Below are 23,710 nucleotides of genomic sequence, written 5' to 3'. Positions count from 1 at the left end.
GAACGGCCCTACCCCTGGGGCGGGTTGAGCTTGCGGAAGTACGTCCAGCTGGTCTCGTTCGGCTCGCTCCACTTCTCCGGGGCGTGGGCGAACTCCGGGTGGCGGCCGGCGATGTAGGCGCGGGTGCGCTCCGGCACCTCGGTGTACGCGCCGAGCTTGCGGCCCCGGCAGTGGAAGGTGAGGCCGCCGGGCCGCTGTCCCCGGGCCATCCAGGGCAGCCACGGCGACATCCGGCTCCACGACAGGGTGGCCGGAACGCTGGGCGCAGCCCCCGCCAGATCGGCGCGGTCCGCGAAGAACTGGAAGAGTTCCAGGGCCTTGTACGTGTCCCCCGCCGAGTGCACCGGATACGCGGCCACCGGCAGCGGCGACGGGTAGGCGAGCGGGATCTCCAGGCTGAAGCAGACCTGGTCCCCGAGCTCGGTCGTCGGGATCGGGAAGGGGCGCCACTTCTGGTTCGCCGGGTCGTTCCAGACGTGCACCACCGGCAGGTCCTGCCAGGTCTCCAGGATCTCGCGGCTGACCGGATCCAGATAGAACGCGGCCTCACGGGTGAGCAGTTGATACGCGTCGGGACCGGCCTCCGCGTCCTGGACCAGGCGCGAGACATTGAGGCCCTCGAAGCCGAAGACGCGCTGGTAGGGCTCGTCGGGGGCCCAGGAGTACACGTCTCCGGACCACCAGTACGTCACCTCCTCGCCGTCGAGGGAGGCGCGGGTGCGGGCGAAGGAGCGCAGCAGCTCTGCGGGTGTCGTCATACGGACCACTCTGCTCGATCGGCGCGGCCGGCATGCCCGTGCGCCCCCGGATTCCGCCGGTCCGGGCGGAATCACGCGCCCGGCAGCTCCTGTTCGGTCCACAGCACCTTGCCGTCCGGCCCGTGCCGGGCGCCCCAGTGCGAGGCGAGACGGGAGACGATGAACAGGCCCCGGCCGCCCTCGTCGACGGTCCGGGCGTGCCGCAGGTGCGGGGCGGCCGTGGAACCGTCGTGGACCTCGCAGGTGAGCGTGGAGTCCAGCAGGAGGCGCAGCCGCAGCGGCGGGGTGCCGTAGCGGACGGCGTTGGTGACGAGCTCGCTGACGATCAGCTCGGTCGCGTCGACGGTGTCCTCGTCCAGGCCCCAGCCCTGGAGCCGGTCGCGGACGAGCACCCGGGCGGTGGCGGGCGTCGCGCGGTCCTGGGCCAGGTCCCAGGTGGCGACCCGGTGTTCGGAGACCGTACCCGTACGGGCCAGGAGCAGGGCCGCACCGGCGGAGCGGGTGTCGTCCGGCAGCGCGTACACGATGTCGTCGCCCAGTTGCCGCAGACTGCGGCCCGGCCGGGCGAGGGTCCGCGTGATGCGTTCGGCGGCCCGGTCGCCGGAGAGCAGCTCGGCGGTGCAGAACGCGAGCAGGCTGCCCTCCTCCAGGGTGACGGTGGCGGGGGCGAAGAGGGCGCTGTCGGCGGAGAAGAGTCCGGGCCCTTCCGGTACGTCGAGGTCGACGGGCCGCCCGTCGGGGCCGATGATCAGCGGCGCGGGGTGCCCGGCGCGGGCGAGGGTGCAGGTGCGGGTGAACGGGTCGTAGACCCCGTACACGCAACCCGCGCTCAGGGGTTCGCCGTGCAGCGAGTCGTCCGGGGGCAGGGCGGCGCGTTCGCCGGCGAGGCGGTCGGCGGTGTCCTTGAGCCGGGCGAGGACCTCCTCCGGCTCCAGGTCGAGACCCGCCAGCGCCTGGATCACCGTACGCAACTGGCCCATGGCGATGGCCGATTGAAGGCCCTCGCCCGCGACGCCGCCCACGACGAGCGCGGTACGGGCGCCGGACAGGGCGATGGCGTCGAACCAGCGGCCGCTGTCCCGGCCGGGCAGCAGGACGTGCGCGGTCTCGACGGCCGCCTGCTGCCGCTCGGCCTGCGGGAGCAGCCGCCGCTGGACGGTCGAGGCGATGACGTGCTCGCGTTCGTAGCGGCGGGCGTTGTCGACGGCGAGCGCCGCGCGGGTGGCCGCCGTGGTGGCGAGGGTGACGTCGTCCTCGTCGAACGGCTCGGCCGCCGCGCAGCGGTAGAGGCTGACCAGCCCGAGGACCGCGCCGCGCAGGGTGAGCGGCACGACGATCAGGGAGTGCGCCCCGGCCTGCGCGGCGGCGCCCGCCCCGTCCGGGTCGGCGTCCAGCCACGGGGTGTCGGGGCCGATCGGGACGAGCCGGGGCCGCAGATCGGCGACGGCCAGCGCGTGCGGCGTACGGGCGGGGAGCCGGCGGACCGCCCCGGCCCGGGCCCGCCGGCCCCCCGCCCCGCTCCCGTTCTCCGCCCCGTCCCGCACCGCGGCGCACCGGCCGCTCGCCGCCCGGCACAGCGGGGTGTCGGGCGGCAGCGGGCCCACCGGCGGGGCGGCGCCGCGCAGGATCTCGTCCACCACCTCGATGACGGCGAGATCGGCGAAACCGGGCACCAGGGCGTCGGCGAGGGCGCGGCAGGTGGCGGCGACGTCGAGGGAGCCGCCGACCGCGTCCCGCACGGCGGCGAGCGCGGCCTCGCGGGAGCGGGCCCGCTCCCGCTCGGTGACGTCGACGACCGCGGCCAGCAGGCCGAGGGCGGAGGGGTCGGCGGGCCCGCCACCGGAGCCGTCGGGCCCGCCGCCGGAGCCGCCGAGGCCGATCCTGGAGCCGTCGATGCGGTACGCGGAGACCAGGAACTCCCGGTCGCCGGGGACCTGGCGCAGCCGGCCCCGGACGAGGTGATCGCGGATCGGGCCCTCACCGGCGAGCACCCGGTTCATGATCTGCTCGGCGCCGTCCGGGTCGTCGAGCCGGAAGACCTCGGTGAACCGGCGGCCGATGAATTCCCCGGTCTCCACGCCCTCGACGAGCGAGTTGGCGCGTACGAGCCGGAGCCGCGGGTCGAGGACGGCCAGGCCGACGGCGGACTGGGCGAACAGCGTGGCCAGCACCGCCTCGTCCAGCTGGTCCGCCCCACTCGGTGACCCTTCGGGCACGGCCGGGGTCTCGGCGTCCGACACGGCTCCACCCGCCCTCCGGCTCCGGCGCGCCGGAGCACCGGTGCCGGCACGCGCCGGTCCAGCATCACCCGGCCCCCGGGGCCCGGCCACCGGTGGACGGCCAACAGAGGCGAGCGGGCCCTGCCCTCCAAGACCGTCAGTGGCCACCCGTGGTCGTCCACGGCCATCAGAGGCCGTCAGAACGCTGCGGCATACTGAACCGCCGGATCACAGGGGGGCGTTCAGCGCATGGAGCACGGGGCGGACGGCGGCGGGCTGCCGGATCGTATCGGCGGGTACGCCGTGGAGCGGGAGTTGGGCGCCGGCGGGATGGGCACCGTCTATCTGGCGCGTTCGCGCGGCGGGCGGGCGGTGGCGGTGAAGGTGGCCCGGCCGGAGCTCGCGGGCGACCCGCACTTCCGGGAGCGGTTCCGGGCCGAGGTCGCGGCCGCGCGCAGTGTGGGCGGCTTCCACACGGCCCCGGTGGTGGACGCGGACCCGGAGGCGGCGGCGCCCTGGCTGGCCACGGCGTACGTTCCCGGGCCCACGCTCGCCGCGCTGGTGGAGGCCGAGGGGCCGATGGACGAGGCGCGGCTGCGGCAGCTCGGCGCGGCGCTGGCCGAGGCCCTGGCGGCGATCCACGGCTGCGGGCTGGTGCACCGCGATCTGAAGCCCGGCAACATCATCATGGCCCCGGACGGCCCGCGGGTCCTGGACTTCGGCATCGCGCGGGCCCTGGAGTCGACCCGGCTGACCGCCACCGGCATGGCGTTCGGGACGCCGGGGTTCCTGGCGCCCGAGCAGGCCCAGGGGCAGGACATCAGCGGCGCGGCCGATGTGTTCGCGCTGGGCGCGGTGCTCGTCGCGGCGGCGGGCGGCAGCGCGTTCGGGGCGGGCACGCCGATGGGCATGATGTACCGGTCGGTGCACGAGCCGCCGGACCTGGCCGCCGTGCCGGAGGGCCTGCGGCCGGTCCTGGCCGCGTGCCTGGCCAAGGAGCCGGACCAGCGGCCCACGCCGACGGGTCTGCTGGACCTGTTCGTACCGGACGAATCGGCCGCTTCGCCCGCCGCGCCGTACTCGTACGCCCCCACCGTGGCGGTGGCCCCGCCGCCGCCCGCGTACGCGCCGTCCAACGGCTTCCTGCCGCACCAGGCGCCGACGCGGCTCGCCCCGACGGGCGGCGTACCGGACGACATCGACCTCACGTTCGTGGCGGTCGGCCCGGGAAGCTCTCTCCTGGTCGACGAGACGGGCGTCACCCTGGGCCCGGAGAACGCGGAGGTGCACTACACCTGGGCCGAGATCAGCACCGTGACGTACCAGGCCGCGGGCCCCAAGCACCTCCAGGTCGTCGTCCACCCGCACCACGGCACGGCCCACCCGTGCCTGCTCGCCGCCCGCAGGCGCTCCCGCCTCCAGGCGTGGCTGGACGACCTGCCGCTGGCCCTGGAGTGCTTCGGCTAGGGCGGGTCGTCGTCCGGGCTCAGTACCCCGGCGCGCGCAGCGAGCGCAGGACGTGGTCCACGAGGGTGGCGATCGTCGCCTCGTCCTGGATGGGTTTGCGCAGGACGTGGCGGTAGTAGACGGGGCCGTACAGCATCTCGACGGCCAGCGGGAGGTCCGCGCCGGGCGGGATCTGGCCCTGTTCCTGGGCGCTGCGCAGCCGGCCGATCGCCTCCTCGACGCGCGGGTCGACCAGCTGTTCCCGCAGCTGCTGGGCCAGGAGCTCGTCGTGGTGCAGCTCGGAGAGGATGCCCGCGTAGGCCGGGCCGAACGGCGGGACCGAGAGCAGGTTCACCGCGCCGGCGACATGGGTGCGCAGGTCGGCGCCGATGTCGCCGGTGTCCACGAACGGCGTGGCGTCGATCAGGGCGTCCGTGAACGCCTCCAGCAGCACCGCGCCCTTCGACGGCCACCAACGGTAGATCGTTTTCTTGCTGACCCCGGCGCCGGCCGCGATGGCCTCTATGGTGACGTGCCCGTACCCCCGCTCCGTACAGAGGTCGAGAGCGGACCGCAGGATCGCGCGGCGTGATCGTTCGCTGCGTCGCACGCTGCTCGGCGATGTGATCATTCGGTGAGCATAGGGGGGTTCCAGCCAATCTCTTGTTGACATCTCGTCGCCAAAGACCGCACCATACCGAGGCGGAAACGGAACGTACCGTGTCGTGTCGTTCCCGTTGTCCGCACCGTTCGTGCCGTTCGTGCCGCGACGAGCCGATCGGGGGACGGCTCGCCCGGCCGACGGCGCGTGCGGACCCCGACGATCCGATCCAGCCAGGCCGCCTTGTCCCCCTCTCCGGGGCGCCTCTTACGCCGTGATGTCCTTGGCCGTGAAGCGGGCCCAGGCCGCCGAGCCGAACACCGCGACGTACAGCCCCTGCAGCTGGAAGTTCTTGATCAGGTCGTCCCAGTGGACGGGTTCGCGCAGGACGTCCGCGAAGGACATCCAGTAGTGCGAGAACAGATACGGATGCGCGCCGCTCAGCTGCGGGATGCTGTCCAGGATCTGCACCGTGATCAGCAGCCCGACCGTGGCCGCCATCGCCCCGATCCCGCTGCCGGTCAGCGTCGAGACGAACAGCCCGAGCGCGGCGAACCCGGTCAGGGACACCGCGACGACCAGTGCCGTCAGCGCCGCCCGGACGAGCCCTTCGCCGAAGCCGATCCGGGTCCCGGAGATCGTGGTGACCTCCCCCACCGGGAACAGCAGCGCGCCCACCGCCAGCGCCGACGCCGCCACGACCAGCGTCGCGACCAGGCAGAAGACGAGGACGGAGGCGTACTTCACGAGCAGCAGCCGGGTCCGGCCCGCCGGGGCCACCAGCAGATAGCGCAGGGTGCCGCTGCTCGCCTCGCCCGCGACGGCGTCGCCGGCCACCACGCCGACGGCCATCGGCAGGAAGACCGGCAGGGTCGCGGCGAGGGCGGCGAAGACGAGGAAGAGGCCGTTGTTGGTGACCTGGGCGAGGAACGCCGGCCCCGCCCCGCCGTCCGGGCCTCCCGCTCCGCCGCCACCGCCGCCGCCCGTCTCGATCCGGACCGCGATCCCGATGAGGACGGGTACGGCGGCGAGCACGCCGAGGAGGGCGTAGGTGCGGTGGCGGCGGAGCAGCGTGGCGATCTCGGAGCGGAGGAGACCCAGCGTCCACAGCGGACTGCGGGAGCGCACCTGTTCGGCTTCAGCCTGCGACATCGAATCCCTCTCCCGTGAGTGCGACGAAGGCGTCCTCCAGCGAACCCCGCTCGACGCCGAAGAACCGCACCCGCACCCCGCCGGTCACCAGCGCCGCGTTGAGGTCGGCGAGGTCCACGGCGGCGGGCGGGGCATCGGCGGTGAGCCGGTCGCCGTCGGCGCTCAGGCCGGTGAGCCCGTGTTCGCGGAGGATGCGGGCCGCGTCGCCGGGGTCCGGAGTGGTGACGGCGAGCCGGCCCCGGGCGCCCGCCGCGAGGTCGGCGACCGGGCCCTGGACGATCAGCCGGCCCCGGGCCATCACCGCGGCGTGCGTGCAGACCTGCTCGATCTCGTCCAGCAGGTGGGAGGAGAGGAACACCGTGGTGCCCTCGGCCGCCAGCTCCCGGACCAGGGCGCGGATCTCGCGCATGCCCTGCGGGTCGAGGCCGTTGGTCGGCTCGTCCAGGACCAGCAGGCGGCGCGGCCGGAGCAGGGCGGCGGCCAGGCCGAGGCGCTGTTTCATGCCGAGCGAGTACGCCTTGGCCTTCTTGCCGGAGGCGGCTCCGAGCCCGACCCGTGCCAGGGCATCGTCGACGCGGGCCCGGCGGGTGCGCGGGTCGGCGGTCGGGTCGGCCCGGTCGTACCGCAGGAGGTTGTCCCGGCCGTTCAGGAAGCCGTACAGCGCGGGCCCCTCGATCAGCGCGCCGACCTCCGGCAGCACCGTACGGGCGGCGGCGGGCATCGGGCGGCCGAGCACCTCGGCGGTGCCGGACGTCGGGTCGATGAGGCCCATCAGCATCCGGATCGTGGTGGTCTTCCCGGAGCCGTTGGGGCCGAGGAAGCCGAAGACGCTGCCGGCGGGCACGGCCAGGTCGAGGCCGTCCACGGCGAGCTGGCCGCCCCGGTAGCGCTTGGTCAGGCCACGGGTACGGATGACCGGCGTGCCCGCCCCGTCCGTCCCATCCGCCACGCCCACCGCATCGGCCGCGGCTTCCCCTGTCGTCGTCATCCGGGTCGCACCTCTCCGTCCGCGCGGCTGCCAGGCCTTACGGCGTTGCCGCCCCGCCGCACAGTGTGCGACGGGGCGGGTGTCCGGCGCCGGTTGCCCGGCGTGTCCTACTTCGCGGCCGCGTCGGCGGCGCGCACCAGCGCGTCCTTCGTCACCGCTCCGACGTACACCGAGCCGTCGTCCGTCAGCAGGGCGTTGACCAGGCGCGTCTTGAAGACCGTGCCCGAGCCGAACTTCCCGGTGACCTTGTCGCCCAGCGCGTCGAGGAAGCCCTGCGCCTCGGCCGGGACCTCGTCCGAGCCGGCCGCCGGGAGGCCCTTGCCTCCAGGGGTCTTGATCTCGGCGATCGAGGTCCAGCCCTTGCCGATGACGTTGAGGCCCTCGAAGCCGTCCAGCTCGGCCAGCTGACCGGGCAGCGCCTTCTGCGCCGCGCCGCGCTCGTCCTTGCCGGTCTCCAGCTCGTCGGCCTCGGTCACCTTGGCGCCCTTGGGCGGGGTGAAGGAGAACGTGGACGCGGCGGGCCTGGAGAAGTCGACCTTGGTGAACCCGGCGTCGACGACGGCCTTGCCGCCGCTCGCCGCGGACAGGGTGAACTTCAGTGGTACGCCGTTCTCGGCGTCCACGGCGATCCGGACCGAGCCGATGGTCGAACCGGACTGCTTCGGCTTGATCAGCAGCTGGTACGCGTCCCGCCCGGCGACCTGAGCCGTGCCGTCCACGGTGACCGAGGTGGTGTCCCCGGCCGCCGCGAGCGCCTGCTCGGCGAAGTCCTTCGGGGTCGCCGGAGCGCCCTCGGGGGCCTTCGGGGCCTTCTCCGCGTGGCCGCCGCCGTCGCGGCCCTCGGGGGCCTCGGCGTGGTAGACCTCGTCGGATGTGCTGTCGTACGCCCAGACCTCGCCCTGGTTGTGGATGAGGCTGTACTCGGACGCGTCGCCGAGGATGGAGAGCTTCTGCCGCTCCGGGCCGTCGGCGGCCACCCGCAGCGTGTGCGTGCCGGACGTCAGCTCCATGAGCTTGTCCTGCGGGGCCGCCGCGCCGCCGTCCTTGTCGCCGCCCTTGCCGCCCGGGACGAAGGAGCCCGCGAGGCCGTCGAGGGGCAGGCCCAGATCGGTGCTGATCTTGAACGTGCCGGAGAGCTGTTCCTCGTCGGAAGCGGCGATCTTCTCGATGAGCTCCTGTGCGCTGATCTTCGGCAGGTCGGGGTCGCCGGAGTTGGCGAGCGCCGGGACGAGTCCGATGGTCGCGGCCGCCACTCCCGCGACCGCGACGGGGACGATGTAGCGCGCCGCCTTCCGGCGGCCCACGACAGTACCCGTGGCCTCGCCGGTGGTCTGTGCGCTGTCGTTCGGGTCCATGTGTGCCCTACCTCCGTGGTCGGCGCTTCCGTTGGTATCCATCTGACCAAAACGGACGGCTTGAAGCGTCAGCCCGGGGGATCAACTCCGCCTACTGCTCCGGTATGACAACCGGACGGGGCACCTGGGCCATCCAGTAGGGGTAGGCCACCGGGTGACACCACGTCAACCCGCGCCGAAGCGACGTCCCGCAGCACCGCGCGGCGTCTCACCGCACCCGCACGGACTCAGCCCGCGCGGTGCACCACCGCGTCGCACAGCTCCTCCAGCGCCGACTTCGCGTAGCACTCGGGCAGCGGCGCGAGCGTGGCGCGCGCCTCCTGGGCGTAGCGCACGGTGTCCTGGCGGGCCTGCTCCAGCGCCGGGTGGGCGCGCAGCCGGCGCAGCACCTCGGTCAGGGCGGCGTCGCCGCTCAGGTCGCCGTCGAGCAGCTCGACGAGCTCCAGGTCGTCGGGCTTGCCGTCCTCCGCCGCCTGGGCGCGCAGCCGCAGGACCGGGAGGGTCGGGATGCCCTCGCGCAGGTCGGTGCCGGGGGTCTTGCCGGACTCGTGGGAGTCGGAGGCGATGTCGAGGACGTCGTCGGCGAGCTGGAAGGCGATGCCGAGCCGTTCGCCGTACTGCGTGAGGATGTCCACGGTCCGCTCGTCGGCCCCGGACATCATCGCGCCGAACCGGCCGGAGACGGCGACCAGCGAGCCGGTCTTGCCGCTGAGCACGTCCAGGTAGTGGTCGACCGGGTCGCGGCCGTCGCGCGGGCCCGCGGTCTCCAGGATCTGGCCGGTGACGAGCCGTTCGAAGGCCTCGGCCTGGATGCGGACGGCCTCGGGGCCGAGGTCGGCCAGGATGTGGGAGGCGCGGGCGAAGAGGAAGTCGCCGGTGAGGACGGCGACGGAGTTGCCCCAGCGGGTGTTGGCGCTGGGCACCCCGCGCCGCACGTCGGCCTCGTCCATCACGTCGTCGTGGTACAGCGTGGCCAGGTGGGTCAGCTCGACGACGACGGCGGAGGGCACGACTCCGGGCGCGTCCGGATCACCGAACTGTGACGCGAGCATGACCAGCAAGGGACGGAACCGCTTGCCGCCCGCCCGCACCAGGTGCTGGGCGGCGTCCGTGATGAAGGGGACGTCGCTCTTGGTGGCTTCGAGCAGCCCCGCCTCGACAGCTGCCAGGCCCGACTGGACACCGGCCTCAAGAGCCTGGTCCCGCACGTGCAGTCCGAACGGCCCGACGACGGTCACGAGGGCATCTCCTGTCTGCTGACGATCACACTCAATGTCGATGTGTCGCTGTCTCTCCTGGCAACTTCAGCGTATCCGGTCCGCTATGGATCACCGTGGGCGGCTTCCCATCACCGCCGGTATGTTCGGGATCAGCTCATACGATCAGGAGTCTCCGCTTTGTCCCACAGCACCGCCGACACCGAACCGGCCAAGCCCCCGCCCGAGGACGACCACGCCTTCTTCGGGCAGCCACGGGGGCTGATGACCCTGTCCGGCCTGGAGGTGTGGGAGCGGTTCTCGTTCCTGGGCATGCAGGCCATCCTGGTGCTGTTCTTCGCCGACACGGTGAGAGACGGCGGCATGGACATGGACCCGGGCACCGCCGCCTCCGTCTCCGCCGCCTACGGAACGCTGGTCTATCTGGTCTCCGTGGCGGGCGGCTGGCTGGCCGACCGGATCCTCGGCTCGTACCGGGCCGTGCTGTACGGCGGCATCCTCATCGCCTGCGGCCACTACTCCATGGCCGTGCCCACCGACGCCATGACCTGGGTGGGCCTCGGCCTGATCAGCGCCGGAACGGGCCTGCTCAAACCCAATGTGGCCTCCATGGTCGGCAAGCTCTACCGCACCGACGACGAACGGCGCGACGCCGGCTTCGCCCTCTACTACATGGGCATCAACATCGGCGCGTTCGCCGGACCGCTGATCACCGGCTGGCTCGGCGAGCACTGGAGCTGGCACTGGGGCTTCTCGGCCGCCGCGATCGGCATGACCTTCGGTCTGATCCAGTACGTCGCGGGCCGCCGTCACCTGGCCGGGCGTAAGCACGCCGCCGAATTCGCGCTGGCGCCGGACGCGATGCGCCGCGCGGTCCGGCTGATCATCGGCGGGGCGGTGGTGGTCGCCCTCGTCGCCACCGCGCTGGCCCTGGCGGGCTGGCTGACGATGGACCGGTTCGTCGACGTGCTCACCGTCATCTCGGTGATCGCGCCGGTCGTCTACTTCGTGGTGATGTTCCGCTCGCCCCGGGTCACCGCCGAGGAGCGCGGCCGGCTGCGCCCGTACGTGGTGCTCTTCCTCGGATCCGTCGTCTTCAACTTCATCCTCTTCCAGGCGTACTCCACGATGATGCTGCTCGCGTCGACGAACGCCCGGACCGAGATCTTCGGCTTCACCTTCCCGGCCAGCTGGTACGCCTCGGCGCTCGGCGCCTTCGAGGTCGCGCTCGCCCCGGTCGTCGCCGCCGTCTGGGCGAAGATGGGCCCGCGCCAGCCGCACGCCTCCAACAAGATCGCGTTCGGCGTGATCCTCGGCGGGCTCTCCTTCCTTCTGATGGTCCTGCCGACCTCCGGCCACGCGAGCGACACGTACCGCATGGCGGCCTGGTGGATCGTCGGCTCGTACCTGCTGCTCGGGCTCGGCGACATCCTGCTGGAGACCTCCGGCATGTCCGCCACCACCAAGCTCGCCCCGAAGGCGTTCGCCAGTCAGACGATGGCCCTGTGGTTCCTCTCGCTCGCGCTGGCCAACGGCATCCAGGCCCAGATCGTGAAGCTGTACGGCGAGGTCTCCAACCCCGCGTACTTCGGCGTCAACGGGGCCATCGCCGTGGCGGCCGGCGTGGCGATGATCCTCGCCGCGCCCTGGCTGAAGCGCACGATGCACCCCGTCCGCTGACCCGTACGCCTGAAAGCACCCCGCCCACCGACCCGTACGCCCGCGCGAAGCACCCCGTCCCCCACCGAGGTGACCCATGAACATCACGACCGAGTTCCCGTACGAGACCACCCGCGAGGACGTCCGCATCCCGCTGCCCGACGGCACCCGGCTCTACGCCCGGATCTGGCGGCCGGTGACCGACGAACCGGTCCCGGCCCTGCTGGAGTACCTGCCCTACCGGCTCAGCGACTGGACCGCCCCGCGCGACTGGCAGCGCCACCCCTGGTACGCAGGCCACGGCTACGTCTCCGTACGGGTCGACGTGCGGGGCCACGGCAACAGCGAGGGGCTGCCGGGCGACGAGTACGACGCGCAGGAGCTGGAGGACGGGGTCGCCGTCATCCACTGGCTGGCCCAGCAGGAGTGGTGCTCCGGCCGGGTCGGGATGTTCGGCATCTCCTGGGGCGGCTTCAACTCGCTCCAGATCGCCGCGCTCGCCCCCGAGCCGCTCAAGGCGATCGTCACCGTCTGCTCGGCCGACGACCGCTACGACAACGACGTCCACTACATGGGCGGCTCGGTCCTCGCCGTGGACATGCACGCCTGGGCGGCCACCATGCTCGCCTTCGTCTGCCGGCCGCCGGACCCGGCGCAGGCCGGCGACGACTGGAAGGAGATGTGGCTGAAGCGGCTGGAGGCCGTCGACCCCTTCATCCACACCTGGCTGGCCCACCAGAGCCGCGACGCCTACTGGAAGCACGGCAGCGTCTGCGAGGACTACGGCGCGATCAAGGCGAACGTCCTCGCGGTCGGCGGCTGGCACGACCCGTACCGCGACACCGTCCTGCGGCTGGTGGAACACCTCGACCCGGGGCGGGTGCGCGGGATCATCGGGCCGTGGTCGCACCAGTACCCGGACCGGGGGCTGCCGCCGGGGCCGGCGATCGGCTTCCTCCAGGAGACGCTGCGCTGGTGGGACCAGCACCTCAAGGGCAAGGAGACGGGCGTGATGCGGGAGCCGCTGCTGCGGTCCTGGATCAGCGGCTCGCACCCGCCCGCCACGGTGTACGAAACGCTGCCGGGACGCTGGGTCGGGGACGCCTCCTGGCCGTCGGAGAACGTGAACCCGATGGCGTACGCCCTCCAGGGCGGCGAGCGGATCGTCGCCTCGCCGCAGCAGACCGGCCTGGACGCGGGCCGCTTCTTCCCGTTCGGCAACGAAGCCGACCTGCCGCCGGACCAGCGGGACGAGGACGCCAAGTCGGTGTCGTTCGAATTCCCGGTCACCGACGCGCCGATCGAGATCCTCGGCCGCCCCCGGGTGAAGCTCCGCATCCGGATGGACGTACCCCGCGGCCAGGCCATCGCCCGGCTCTGCGACGTGGCGCCCGACGGCTCCTCCACCCTGGTCACCCGCGGCGTCCTCAACCTCGCCGCCCGGCACGGCCGCGACCGCACCGACGACTGGACGCCCGGCGAGACCGAGGACGTCGTCTTCGACCTCAACGGCATCGGCCACACCTTCCCGCCCGGCCACCGCATCCGGATCGCGATCTCCTCCTCGTACTGGCCCTGGATCTGGCCGCAGGCGGGCTCGGCGGGCTTCACCCTGGACGCCGACGGCAGCTTCGTCGAGCTGCCGGTGCGCCGCCACACCGAGGACCCGGCGATCACCTTCGGCGAACCGGAACAGTCCGAACCGCTCGGCGTGGTCTACCCGGTCACCCTGGAGGAGCCGCGCCCCGAACGCCTCGTGGCCCGCGATGTCGCCAAGGGCGAATGGCGGCTGGAGGTCGACCCCCGCTACGGCGGTACGCGGGTCTACCCCGACGGCCTCGAATTCACCGAGGACGCCCTGGAGACGTACACGGTCCAGCAGGACGACCCGCTCTCCGCGCGGACCCGCTCCGACTGGCGGATCCGGCTGCACCGCCCGGAGACGGCCTGGGACGTGGAGATCGAGACCCGCTCCGAGATCGCCGCCGACGACCAGGACTTCATCACCTCCGACGAGGTGATCTGCAAGGACGGCGGGGAAGTCGTCTTCCACCGCACCTGGGAGAAGCGCATCCCGCGCACGGCGGGCTGATCGGCGCGCGTGTTTCCCGCTCGGTTCCCCCGGATTTCCGGGGGAACCGACGGTAACCGGTGAACTTTCCGGGCAATACGCACAGTTGGGGATGGTCAGGGCACTGCCGCTGGGTAGGAGCCCCGACGTAACGTGTCCTCCACGCGACCTGGAAAGCGAGGCAGCACCACATGCCCGAGCAGAGCAGCCCGCTCGATCTGGCCGAGGGCGACCCCTTCGGCCCGCACAACCTTCCGTACGGTGTGTTCTCCACCCCCGACCACCCCGACGTCCGCCGGGTCGGCGTCCGCATCGGCAACCACGTCCTGGACGCCGGGGCCGCCGCCCACGCGCTGGGCTCCCCGTACGCGGGGCTGCTGGCGCAGCCGAGCCTGACGCCGCTGCTCGCGGCGGGCCGCACCGCCTGGCGGGACGTGCGCCGCGCGCTCACCGCCTGGCTGACCGTCCCCGCCCACCGCGCGGACATCGAGCCGCTGCTGCACCCGGTGGACGCGGTGACGCTGCACCTGCCGTACGAGGTCGCGGACTACGTCGACTTCTATGCCAGCGAGCACCACGCCACCAACGTCGGGAAGATCTTCCGGCCGGACGGCGACGCGCTCACGCCCAACTGGAAGCACCTCCCGATCGGTTACCACGGCCGCTCCGGCACCGTCGTGGTCTCCGGCACCGACGTCGTCCGCCCCAGCGGCCAGCGCAAGGCGCCCACCGACCCGGCCCCCGTCTTCGGGCCCTCGGTGAAGCTGGACATCGAGGCCGAGGTCGGCTTCGTCGTCGGCGTCCCCTCCGCGCACGGCGCCCCGGTGCCGCTGGCCGACTTCCGCGAGCACGTCTTCGGGCTCTTCCTCCTCAACGACTGGTCCGCGCGCGACCTCCAGGCCTGGGAGTACGTGCCGCTCGGCCCGTTCCTCGGCAAGTCCTTCGCCACCTCCGTCTCCGCCTGGGTCACCCCGCTGGAGGCCCTGGACGCCGCCCGCACCGCGCCGCCGGCCCGCGACTTCCCGCTCCTCCCCTACCTCGACGACGCGAACGACGAGGAGCCGGGCGGCTTCGACATCCGGATCACCGTCGAGATCAACGGCCAGGTCGTCGCCGAGCCGCCGTTCGCCTCGATGTACTGGACGGCGGCCCAGCAGCTCGCGCACATGACGGTGAACGGCGCCTCGCTGCGCACCGGCGACCTGTACGGCTCCGGCACCGTCAGCGGCCCCGAGCCCACCCAGCGCGGCTCGCTCCTGGAGCTCACCTGGAACGGCCGCGACGCGCTCGAACTCCCCGAGGGCAAGCGGACGTTCCTGGAGGACGGCGACACGGTCACGCTGACCGCCTGGGCCCCGGGCCCGCACGGCACCCGGGTGGGCCTCGGCGACGTGACCGGAAGGATCGTCACCGCACCATGACGCACGACGCCCCCGAGCTGACGCTGCCCGAGGAACTGATCCTGCTGACGCTGGACCCGCTGCGCGGCAAGCCGCTCTGCGACCGCACGCATCTGCGGTACGGCACGGCCGGCGCGGTCCTCGCCGAGCTGGAGCTCCAGGGCCGGATAAGCGAGAAGCGGGGCCGGGTCCAGGTGGTCAACCCCCTGGACCCGGCCCACCCGCTGCTCGCCTCGCTGCTCCGCACGCTGAACCCGCCGTCCAAGAGCCGCTTCCGCTCCGGGACCAGCGCCAAGGCCTGGATACGGCAGTACGGCCGCGACGCGGAGGAACCTCACCTCGACACCCTGATCGAGCGCGGCCTCCTGCGCCGCGAGACCCGCCGCTTCCTCGGCATACTCCCCTACCAGCGCCACTTCCCGGCCGACCCGGACCTGACCGGTGCGGCCCGGCGGCGCTTCGGCCAGGCGGAAGCCCTGGGCTTCCCGGACCGGCGCAACCGCGCCCTGGCCGCCCTGATCTCGGCGATCGGCCTCGCGGGCACCCTGAGCCCCGACGGCCGCGCGGGCCGCATCACGATGAAGGCGATCCGCCGCACCCAGTGGGCCGCCACGGCCGTCCACCACAACGTCCGCCAGACCCGGTCCAGCGGCGGCGACAGCGGTGGCGGCGGCTGGGGCGACGGCGACGGCGGAAGCAGCTGCGGAGGAAGCAGCTGTGGAGGCGGCGGGGACTAGGCGGTGCGCTGGGGTGCGGTGCAGGTCAGCGGCGCGCGAGGCGTTCACGCGTTCGGGTCATCCGGATCCCGTTCCCGGCGGATACGCTGGTCAGGCCCGCGAGACTCCTCCCCATGGGAGCAATGATGAGCATCGAACCCGAGGCCTCCGAGCCGCGGTGGGCGGTCCCGCCCGAGGGCGGCTGGACCGCCGATGACCTGGACACACTCCCGAATCTGCCTCCGCATACGGAGCTGATCGACGGAAGCCTGATTTTCGTGAGTCCGCAGAGCTTCTTCCACTCATGGGCCGTTGACTTCTTCACCTGGCACCTGCGGTCACTCGCACCACCGGAGCTCCAAGTCGTGCGTGAGTGCACCATCGACATCGACCGGTACAACCGGCCCGAACCCGACGTTGCGGTCTTCGACAGCCTGGTAGCCCCGGAGCCGGGCCAGACCCGCTACCCGGCCGATTCCGTGCGGCTGGCTATTGAGGTCGTCTCGCCGGAGTCCCGCTCGCGTGACCGGGAGACCAAGCCGGTCAAGTACGCCCGGGTCAAAATCCCCCACTACTGGCGGGTGGAGAATCACGACGGCCGGGCCGTGGTTTACGTCTTCGAGCTGGAACCCGCTACAGGTACTTACACCTCTACCGGCATCTTTCACGACCGGATGAAGGTCGCCGTTCCGTTCCCCGTGGACCTGGACCTGACGGCGATCAACCCGACCACGCCCCGGGCGGCAGAGACGGAGTAAGCCTCGCCGCCCGGTACGCGACTCACTCGTACTCGGGCGGTTCCTCGTCCCAGCCGAACTCGGGGTCGCTGTGCTGCGGGGCCGGGGCCTTGGTGCGGGCCGGGGGCGGCGTATGTGGTGCGGGGGCCACGGGTGCAGGGGCGGGAGCCTGGGACGCGGGTGCCTCCGGGGCCGGTCCCGGGGACGTCTGGGCCAGGACCTCCAGCACGCCTTCCCCGTACGTCGCGAGCTTCTTCTCGCCCAGGCCGCTGACGCCGCCCAGCTCCGCGAGCGAGGCCGGGTGCAGCGTCGCGATCTCCCGCAGCGTCGCGTCGTGGAAGATGACGTACGCCGGGACGCCCTGCTCCTTCGCCGTCGCCCCGCGCCAGGCGCGCAGCGCCTCGAAGACCGGGACGGCGGACTCGGGGAGATCGGCGGCGGCCGCCTTGCCCCGGCCCTTCGCTCCGCCCGCGGAGGACGAGGAACGGGACGTGGGCTTCTTGGGCTCCTTGCGCAGCAGCACGTCCCGCTCGCGGCCGAGCACCGTCGCGCTCTCGTCGGTGAGGACCAGCGTGCCGTACTCGCCCTCGACCGCGAGCAGTCCCTGGGCCAGCAGCTGGCGCACCACGCCGCGCCACTCCGCCTCGGCCAGCTCCTCGCCGATGCCGAAGACGGAGAGCTGGTCGTGGTCGAACTGGATGACCTTGGCGGTCTTGCGACCCAGCAGGATGTCGATGATCTGGCCCGCGCCGAACTTCTGATTCCGCTCGCGCTTCAGCCGCACCACCGTGGAGAGCAGCTTCTGCGAGACGACCGTGCCGTCCCAGGTCTCCGGCGGGGTCAGGCAGGTGTCGCAGTTGCCGCACGCGGCGGCCGTGGGCTCCTGGCCGAAGTAGGTCAACAGCTGGGACCGGCGGCACTGGACCGTCTCGCAGAGCGCCAGCATCGAGTCCAGGTGGGCGGCGGCCCGGCGGCGGTGGGCCTCGTCGCCCTCGCCGCCCTGGATGAGCTTGCGCTGCTGGACGACGTCCTGGAGTCCGTACGCCATCCAGGCCGTCGACGGCTCCCCGTCACGGCCCGCGCGGCCGGTCTCCTGGTAGTAGCCCTCGACGGACTTGGGGAGGTCGACATGGGCGACGAAGCGCACGTCCGGCTTGTCGATGCCCATGCCGAACGCGATCGTCGCGACGACGACGAGCCCCTCCTCGCGGAGGAACCGCGCCTGGTGGTCGGCGCGCGTGGCGGCGTCCAGGCCCGCGTGGTACGGAACGGCCCGCACGCCGTTGCGGCTCAGATACTCCGCGATCTTCTCGGTGGAGTTCCGCGAGAGGCAGTAGACGATGCCCGCGTCCCCGGCGTGCTCCTCCTTGAGGAAGGCCAGCAGCTGCTTCTTGGGGTCGGACTTCGGCACGATCCGGTACTGGATGTTCGGCCGGTCGAAGCTCGCCACGAAGTGCTTCGCGTCCGGCATGCCGAGGCGGCGGGTGATCTCCTCGTGCGTGGCGTTCGTCGCGGTCGCCGTCAGGGCGATGCGCGGCACGTCCGGCCACCGCTCGCCGAGCACCGACAGGGCCAGATAGTCGGGGCGGAAGTCGTGGCCCCACTGGGCGACGCAGTGCGCCTCGTCGATCGCGAACACGGAGATCTCGCCCCGGGCCAGGAGGGAGAGGGTGGAGTCCAGGCGCAGCCGCTCGGGGGCCAGATAGAGGACGTCCAGCTCGCCCGCGAGGAACTGCGCCTCCATCGAGCGCCGCTCGTCGAAGTCCTGCGTGGAGTTCATGAAGCCGGCCCGGACGCCGAGCGCCCGCAGGGCGTCGACCTGGTCCTGCATGAGGGCGATCAGCGGCGAGACGACGACGCCGGTGCCCCGGCGGACCAGGGACGGGATCTGGTAGCAGAGGGACTTTCCGCCGCCGGTGGGCATGAGCACGACCGCGTCGCCGCCCGCCACCACATGCTCGATGACCGCGCCCTGCTCGCCGCGGAACGACTCGTACCCGAAGACGCGGTGCAGCGTCCGCTGCGCCTCGCTCTCGCCGCCCGTGTCGGTGCCGGTGCCGGTCACCGTCCCGGTGGTCTCATCCATGGTCACGCCCAATGCTCTGTCCCCCGAGGGTCCGCACGCCCGGCCCTGTCCGTCCTGCTCTCGTCCCCGTCCACGATAGGCGGCTCCTACGACAACGCCGGACGGTCTGTGGATAACCGACCGTCCGGCGCTGCTGTCGCTCATACTGCGGGGGATCCGCGCGGGCTACCGCACGAAGACTCCCGCCTGGCTCGCCAGGTCCAGGAAGTACTGCGGGGCCAGGCCCAGCGCCAGGGTGACGACGACGCCGGCCGCGATCGTCGTCATGGTCAGCGGGGACGGGACGGCGACCGTGGGGCCGTCCGCCTTCGGCTCGCTGAAGAACATCAGGACGATCACCCGGATGTAGAAGAACGCCGCGACGGCCGAGGAGAGCACACCGACGACGACCAGTCCGCCCGCACCGCCCTCGGCGGCCGCCTTGAACACCGCGAACTTCCCCGAGAACCCGGAGGTCAGCGGAATCCCGGCGAAGGCCAGCAGGAACACCGCGAAGACCGCCGCGACCAGCGGCGAGCGGCGGCCGAGCCCGGCCCACTTCGACAGGTGCGTGGCCTCGCCGCCCGCGTCCCGGACCAGCGTGACCACGGCGAACGCGCCGACCGTCACGAAGGAGTAGGCCAGCAGGTAGAAGAGGACCGAGGAGATGCCCTCCGGGCTGGCCGCGATGACGCCCGCGAGGATGAAGCCCGCGTGCGCGATCGAGGAGTAGGCGAGCAGCCGCTTGATGTCGGTCTGGGTGATCGCGACGATCGCGCCGCCCAGCATCGTGATGATGGCCACGGACCACATGACCGGCCGCAGGTCCCAGGTGAGGCCCGGCAGCGCCACGTACAGCAGGCGCAGCATCGCGCCGAACGCGGCGACCTTCGTGGCGGCGGCCATGAAGCCGGTCACCGGGGTCGGGGCGCCCTGGTAGACGTCCGGGGTCCACATGTGGAACGGGATCGCGCCGACCTTGAAGAGCAGGCCGACCAGGATCATCGCGCCGCCGATGAGCAGCAGCGCGTCGTTGCCCATGGTGTCGGCGAGGGCCGGGTCGATCTCCAGGACCGAGCCGTCGACGACGTTGGCGATGTCGGCGTACGACAGGGAGCCCGCGTAGCCGTAGAGAAGGGCGATCCCGAAGAGGAAGAACGCCGAGGAGAACGCGCCGAGCAGGAAGTACTTCACGGCGGCTTCCTGCGAGAGCAGCCGCTTGCGGCGGGCCACGGCGCACAGGAGGTAGAGCGGGAGGGAGAAGACCTCCAGCGCGATGAACAGGGTCAGCAGGTCGTTGGCGGCCGGGAAGACCAGCAGCCCCGCCACCGAGAAGAGGAGCAGCGGGAAGACCTCGGTGGTGGCGAAGCCGGCCCGGACGGCGGCCTTCTCGCCCTCACCGCCCGGTACGGCTCCGGCCTGGGCGGCGAAGGAATCGACCCGGTTGCCGTGGGCGGTGGGGTCCAGCCGGCGTTCGGCGAAGGTGAACACCGCCACCATGGCGACCAGCAGAATGGTGCCCTGGAGGAACAGGGTGGGGCCGTCGATCGCGATGGCGCCCATCGCCGCGATCTGGGCCTTCGTGGTGCCGTAGCCACCGGCCGCGAGGCCGACGATCGCGGCGAACGAGGCGGCGACCGCCACCACGGTCAGGAAGAGCTGGGCGTGGTAGCGGGACCGGCGCGGCACGAAGGCCTCCACCAGGATGCCCAGGACGGCGGCGCCCACGATGATCAGGACCGGCATCAGCTGGGTGTACTCGATCTTCGGCGCCGTGAACGAGGTGCCCGGTGCCGCCGATGTCACCCCGCTCGCCGTCGTCCACAGACTGTGGACAGCTGTTGCGCTCACTTGGCGGCCTCCACCTCGGGCTGGGGGTCCTTCTTCTGTACGTCGGACATGGTGTGCTCGACCGCCGGGTTGACGACCTCGGTGAGCGGCTTCGGGAAGACGCCCAGGAAGATCAGTACGGCGATCAGCGGCAGCGCGACCGCCAGCTCACGGGCCTTGAGGTCCGGCATGGACCGGACCGATTCCTTCACCGGCCCGGTCATCGTGCGCTGGTAGAGGACCAGGACGTAGAGCGCGGCGAGCACGATGCCGGTGGTGGCGATGATGCCCGCCACCGGATACGCGCTGAACGTGCCGACCAGGACCAGGAACTCACTGACGAACGGGGCGAGCCCCGGCAGCGACAAGGTCGCCAGACCGCCGATGAGGAAGGTGCCCGCCAGCACGGGGGCGACCTTCTGGACCCCGCCGTAGTCGGCGATGAGCCGCGATCCGCGCCGGGTGATGAGGAATCCGGCGACCAGCAGCAGCGCGGCCGTGGAGATCCCGTGGTTGACCATGTAGAGCGTGGCGCCCGACTGGCCCTGGCTCGTCATCGCGAAGATGCCCAGGATGATGAAGCCGAAGTGCGAGATCGAGGCGTAGGCGATGAGTCGCTTGATGTCGCGCTGGCCGACCGCGAGCAGCGCCCCGTACACGATGGAGACGAGCGCCAGGGCGATCACCACCGGCGTCGCCCACTTGCTGGCCTCCGGGAAGAGCCCGAGGCAGAAGCGGAGCATCGCGAAGGTGCCGACCTTGTCGACGATCGCGGTGATCAGCACGGCGACCGGGGCGGTCGCCTCGCCCATCGCGTTGGGCAGCCAGGTGTGCAGCGGCCACAGCGGGGCCTTGATCGCGAAGGCGAGGAAGAACCCGAGGAACAGCCACCGCTCGGTGCTGGTCGCCATCTCCAGCGAGCCGTTGGCGCGGGCCTCCACGATCTCGGAGAGCGAGAAGGTGCCCGCGACCACGTACAGCCCGATGACGGCGGCCAGCATGATCAGGCCGCCGGCCAGGTTGTAGAGGAGGAACTTGACCGCCGCGTACGAGCGCTGGGTCGCGGCGCTCTCGTCGGTGCCCGCGTGGGCCCGGTCGCCGAAGCCGCCGATGAGGAAGTACATCGGGATGAGCATGGCTTCGAACAGGATGTAGAAGAGGAAGACGTCGGTCGCGACGAACGACAGGATCACCATGGCCTCGACCATGAGGATCAGGGCGAAGAAGCCCTGCGTCGGACGCCAGCGTGAGGACTTCGTCTCCAGGGGGTCGGCGTCGTGCCAGCCGGCCGCGATGACGAACGGGATCAGCAGTGCGGTGAGGCCGAGCAGCGCCACCCCGATGCCGTCCACGCCCAGTTCGTAGCGGACGCCGAAGTCGGCGATCCAGGAGCGGGACTCGGTGAGCTGGTAGCGGTCGCCGCCCGGCTCGAAGCGCAGGAAGACGACGGCCGCCAGGACGAGCGTGCCGAGCGAGAAGAGCAGCGCGAGCCATTTGGCCGCGGTGCGCCGTGCGGCGGGGACGGCGGCGGTGGCGATGGCGCCGATCGCCGGGAGCGCCGCCGTCGCGGTCAGGAGGGGAAAGGACATGTGATCAGACCGCCCTCATCAGCAGGGTCGCGGCGATGACGACCGCCGTACCGCCGAACATCGAGACCGCGTAGGTGCGGGCGTAGCCGTTCTGCAGCTTGCGCAGCCGGCCGGAGAGCCCGCCGACCGAGGCGGCCGTGCCGTTGACGACGCCGTCCACCAGGGAGTGGTCCACGTAGACCAGCGAGCGGGTGAGGTGCTCGCCGCCGCGGACCAGGACCACGTGGTTGAAGTCGTCCTGGAGGAGATCGCGGCGGGCGGCCCGGGTGAGGACCGAGCCGCGCGGGGCGACCACAGGGACCGGCTTGCGCCCGTACATCGCCCAGGCGATGCCGACGCCGACGACCAGGGCCACCACGGTGGCTCCGGTGACCGTGGCCGCGCTCAGCGGGGCGTGCCCGTGGTCGTAACCGGTCACCGGCTCCAGCCAGTTGATGAACCGGTCGCCGATCGCGAAGAACCCGCCGGCGAAGACCGAGCCGAAGGCCAGCACGATCATCGGGATCGTCATCGACTTCGGGGACTCGTGCGGATGCGGCTCGTGGCCCTCGGCGTCGGGCTGCCAGCGCTTCTCGCCGAAGAAGGTCATCAGCATCACGCGCGTCATGTAGAACGCGGTGATCGCGGCGCCCAGCAGGGCCACGGAGCCGAGGATCCAGCCCTCGGTGCCGCCCTTGGCGAAGGCCGCCTCGATGATCTTGTCCTTGGAGAAGAAGCCGGACAGGCCGGGGAAGCCGATGATGGCCAGATAGCCGAGCCCGAAGGTGACGAAGGTGACCGGCATGTACTTCCGCAGGCCGCCGTACTTGCGCATGTCGACCTCGTCGTTCATGCCGTGCATGACGGAGCCCGCGCCGAGGAACAGCCCGGCCTTGAAGAAGCCGTGCGTCACCAGGTGCATGATCGCGAAGATGTAGCCGATGGGGCCGAGGCCCGCGGCGAGGATCATGTAGCCGATCTGCGACATCGTGGACCCGGCCAGGGCCTTCTTGATGTCGTCCTTCGCGCAACCGACGATCGCACCGAAGATCAGCGTGACCGCGCCGACGATGACGACGACCAGCTGGGCGTCCGGGGCGGCGTTGAAGATCGCGCCGGAGCGGACGATGAGATAGACACCGGCGGTCACCATGGTCGCGGCGTGGATGAGGGCGGAGACCGGGGTCGGGCCCTCCATCGCGTCGCCGAGCCAGGACTGCAACGGCACCTGGGCCGACTTGCCGCAGGCGGCCAGCAGCAGCATCAGGCCGATGGCGGTCAGCTTGCCCTGGCTCGTCTCGCCCGCCGACTCCAGCACCGGCCCGAAGGCGAAGGTGCCGAAGGTGGTGAACATCAGCATGATGGCGATCGACAGGCCCATGTCGCCGACCCGGTTGACCAGGAAGGCCTTCTTCGCGGCGGTGGCCGCGGTGGGCTTGTGCTGCCAGAAGCCGATGAGCAGGAACGACGCCAGGCCGACGCCCTCCCACCCGACGTACAGCAGCAGGTAGTTGTCGGCGATGACCAGGATGAGCATCGCCGCGAGGAACAGGTTGAGATAGCCGAAGAAGCGGCGCCTGCGCTCGTCGTGCTCCATGTAGCCGATGGAGTAGATGTGGATCAGCGTGCCCACACCGGTGATGAGCAGGACGAACGTCATCGACAACTGGTCGAGCTGGAAGGCGATGTCGGCCTGGAAGCCCTCCACCGGAATCCAGCTGAACAGATGCTGGTGCAGGGCCCGGTCCTCGGCGCCCTTCCCCAGCATGTCGGTGAAGAGGATCAGTCCGACGACGAACGAGGCGCCGGCCAGGGCGGTGCCGAGCCAGTGGCCCGTCCGGTCCAGCCGGCGGCCGCCGCAGAGCAGGACCGCCGCTCCGAGCAGGGGCGCCGCGACGAGCAGCGCAATCAGGTTCTCCACGTTTCCG

Annotated in this window: 17 protein-coding genes; 6 read left to right on the top strand and 11 right to left on the bottom strand. The window is 71.9% G+C overall.

Annotated features, from left to right (window positions below):
- Window positions 1–8 precede the first annotated feature (8 nt).
- Both KV381_RS22250 and KV381_RS22245 read right to left on the bottom strand, forming a co-directional pair.
- Window positions 9–758, bottom strand: a complete 750-nt coding sequence (locus tag KV381_RS22250; RefSeq protein ID WP_030628512.1) for a DUF1838 family protein — start codon at window positions 756–758, stop codon at window positions 9–11.
- Between the two features lie 71 nt (window positions 759–829).
- Window positions 830–2,998, bottom strand: coding sequence for a SpoIIE family protein phosphatase (locus tag KV381_RS22245; RefSeq protein ID WP_218786073.1), 2,169 nt, complete (start codon window positions 2,996–2,998; stop codon window positions 830–832).
- A 228-nt stretch (window positions 2,999–3,226) separates the two neighbouring features.
- Here KV381_RS22245 and KV381_RS22240 point away from each other — a divergent pair, with 228 nt between their 5' ends.
- Entirely contained in the window at window positions 3,227–4,444 is a 1,218-nt protein-coding gene (locus tag KV381_RS22240) for a serine/threonine-protein kinase (RefSeq protein ID WP_218786072.1), read from the top strand.
- Between the two features lie 19 nt (window positions 4,445–4,463).
- Here the strand turns inward: KV381_RS22240 and KV381_RS22235 are convergent, their stop codons facing one another.
- The 5 genes from KV381_RS22235 to KV381_RS22215 all read right to left on the bottom strand — a co-directional run bounded on the left by KV381_RS22235 (window position 4,464) and on the right by KV381_RS22215 (window position 9,757).
- Entirely contained in the window at window positions 4,464–5,054 is a 591-nt protein-coding gene (locus tag KV381_RS22235) for a TetR/AcrR family transcriptional regulator (protein WP_103536653.1), read from the bottom strand.
- Window positions 5,055–5,291: 237 nt separating this feature from the next.
- Window positions 5,292–6,176 (bottom strand): ABC transporter permease, encoded by an 885-nt coding sequence (locus KV381_RS22230; protein ID WP_086779507.1) that lies wholly within the window; start codon window positions 6,174–6,176, stop codon window positions 5,292–5,294.
- Window positions 6,163–7,164 carry an ABC transporter ATP-binding protein gene (locus KV381_RS22225; protein ID WP_218786071.1) on the bottom strand — a complete coding sequence of 334 codons (1,002 nt, stop codon included), beginning with the start codon at window positions 7,162–7,164 and terminating at the stop codon, window positions 6,163–6,165. Before KV381_RS22225 ends, KV381_RS22230 begins: the two co-directional genes overlap by 14 nt.
- Window positions 7,165–7,271: 107 nt before the next feature.
- On the bottom strand, window positions 7,272–8,519 hold the full coding sequence (locus KV381_RS22220) for a DUF2092 domain-containing protein (RefSeq protein ID WP_193463360.1): 1,248 nt from the start codon (window positions 8,517–8,519) through the stop codon (window positions 7,272–7,274).
- Between the two features lie 227 nt (window positions 8,520–8,746).
- Window positions 8,747–9,757 (bottom strand): polyprenyl synthetase family protein, encoded by a 1,011-nt coding sequence (locus KV381_RS22215; RefSeq protein ID WP_086779505.1) that lies wholly within the window; start codon window positions 9,755–9,757, stop codon window positions 8,747–8,749.
- Window positions 9,758–9,916: 159 nt separating this feature from the next.
- Here KV381_RS22215 and KV381_RS22210 point away from each other — a divergent pair, with 159 nt between their 5' ends.
- From KV381_RS22210 to KV381_RS22190, 5 genes are all read left to right on the top strand, one after another.
- Window positions 9,917–11,416, top strand: coding sequence for a peptide MFS transporter (locus tag KV381_RS22210; protein WP_218786070.1), 1,500 nt, complete (start codon window positions 9,917–9,919; stop codon window positions 11,414–11,416).
- A 76-nt stretch (window positions 11,417–11,492) separates the two neighbouring features.
- The gene (locus KV381_RS22205; RefSeq protein WP_218786069.1) at window positions 11,493–13,487 is read left to right on the top strand and encodes a CocE/NonD family hydrolase; all 1,995 of its coding nucleotides are present in this window, start codon (window positions 11,493–11,495) and stop codon (window positions 13,485–13,487) included.
- Window positions 13,488–13,657: 170 nt separating this feature from the next.
- A complete protein-coding gene (fahA, locus tag KV381_RS22200; RefSeq protein ID WP_030628497.1) occupies window positions 13,658–14,887 on the top strand; it encodes a fumarylacetoacetase in 1,230 nt (409 codons plus the stop codon).
- The gene (locus tag KV381_RS22195; protein ID WP_218786068.1) at window positions 14,884–15,603 is read left to right on the top strand and encodes a GPP34 family phosphoprotein; all 720 of its coding nucleotides are present in this window, start codon (window positions 14,884–14,886) and stop codon (window positions 15,601–15,603) included. Before fahA ends, KV381_RS22195 begins: the two co-directional genes overlap by 4 nt.
- 125 nt (window positions 15,604–15,728) lie before the next feature.
- The gene (locus KV381_RS22190; protein ID WP_030083447.1) at window positions 15,729–16,340 is read left to right on the top strand and encodes a Uma2 family endonuclease; all 612 of its coding nucleotides are present in this window, start codon (window positions 15,729–15,731) and stop codon (window positions 16,338–16,340) included.
- Window positions 16,341–16,362: 22 nt separating this feature from the next.
- On the opposite strand, the gene recQ is transcribed toward KV381_RS22190, so the two are convergent.
- The 4 genes from recQ to nuoL form a co-directional block, all read right to left on the bottom strand.
- Window positions 16,363–18,405: a DNA helicase RecQ gene (recQ, locus tag KV381_RS22185; protein WP_030628492.1), complete on the bottom strand. Its 2,043-nt coding sequence runs from the start codon at window positions 18,403–18,405 to the stop codon at window positions 16,363–16,365.
- A 165-nt stretch (window positions 18,406–18,570) separates the two neighbouring features.
- Window positions 18,571–20,235: an NADH-quinone oxidoreductase subunit NuoN gene (gene nuoN, locus KV381_RS22180; protein WP_030628490.1), complete on the bottom strand. Its 1,665-nt coding sequence runs from the start codon at window positions 20,233–20,235 to the stop codon at window positions 18,571–18,573.
- Window positions 20,232–21,803, bottom strand: a complete 1,572-nt coding sequence (locus tag KV381_RS22175; RefSeq protein ID WP_030628487.1) for an NADH-quinone oxidoreductase subunit M — start codon at window positions 21,801–21,803, stop codon at window positions 20,232–20,234. The genes nuoN and KV381_RS22175 overlap by 4 nt, the downstream gene beginning before the upstream one ends.
- 4 nt (window positions 21,804–21,807) lie before the next feature.
- Window positions 21,808–23,703 (bottom strand): NADH-quinone oxidoreductase subunit L, encoded by a 1,896-nt coding sequence (gene nuoL / locus KV381_RS22170; protein ID WP_193463681.1) that lies wholly within the window; start codon window positions 23,701–23,703, stop codon window positions 21,808–21,810.
- Between the last annotated feature and the right edge of the window lie 7 nt (window positions 23,704–23,710).

It is taken from the genome of Streptomyces sp. WY228 (genome assembly GCF_019287315.1).
Lineage (GTDB): Bacteria > Actinomycetota > Actinomycetes > Streptomycetales > Streptomycetaceae > Streptomyces > Streptomyces caviscabies.
This window is presented reverse-complemented; position numbering and strand designations above follow the sequence as displayed.

Bases quoted from the DNA above. Each gene is read 5' to 3' on its own strand.
- KV381_RS22250 (WP_030628512.1), bottom strand. From the start codon at position 758: ATGACGACACCCGCAGAGCTGCTGCGCTCCTTCGCCCGCACCCGCGCC.
- KV381_RS22240 (WP_218786072.1), top strand. From the start codon at position 3,227: ATGGAGCACGGGGCGGACGGCGGCGGGCTGCCGGATCGTATCGGCGGG.
- KV381_RS22235 (WP_103536653.1), bottom strand. From the start codon at position 5,054: ATGATCACATCGCCGAGCAGCGTGCGACGCAGCGAACGATCACGCCGC.
- KV381_RS22230 (WP_086779507.1), bottom strand. From the start codon at position 6,176: ATGTCGCAGGCTGAAGCCGAACAGGTGCGCTCCCGCAGTCCGCTGTGG.
- KV381_RS22225 (WP_218786071.1), bottom strand. From the start codon at position 7,164: ATGACGACGACAGGGGAAGCCGCGGCCGATGCGGTGGGCGTGGCGGAT.
- KV381_RS22220 (WP_193463360.1), bottom strand. From the start codon at position 8,519: ATGGACCCGAACGACAGCGCACAGACCACCGGCGAGGCCACGGGTACT.
- KV381_RS22205 (WP_218786069.1), top strand. From the start codon at position 11,493: ATGAACATCACGACCGAGTTCCCGTACGAGACCACCCGCGAGGACGTC.
- fahA (WP_030628497.1), top strand. From the start codon at position 13,658: ATGCCCGAGCAGAGCAGCCCGCTCGATCTGGCCGAGGGCGACCCCTTC.
- KV381_RS22195 (WP_218786068.1), top strand. From the start codon at position 14,884: ATGACGCACGACGCCCCCGAGCTGACGCTGCCCGAGGAACTGATCCTG.
- KV381_RS22190 (WP_030083447.1), top strand. From the start codon at position 15,729: ATGAGCATCGAACCCGAGGCCTCCGAGCCGCGGTGGGCGGTCCCGCCC.
- recQ (WP_030628492.1), bottom strand. From the start codon at position 18,405: ATGGATGAGACCACCGGGACGGTGACCGGCACCGGCACCGACACGGGC.
- KV381_RS22175 (WP_030628487.1), bottom strand. From the start codon at position 21,803: ATGTCCTTTCCCCTCCTGACCGCGACGGCGGCGCTCCCGGCGATCGGC.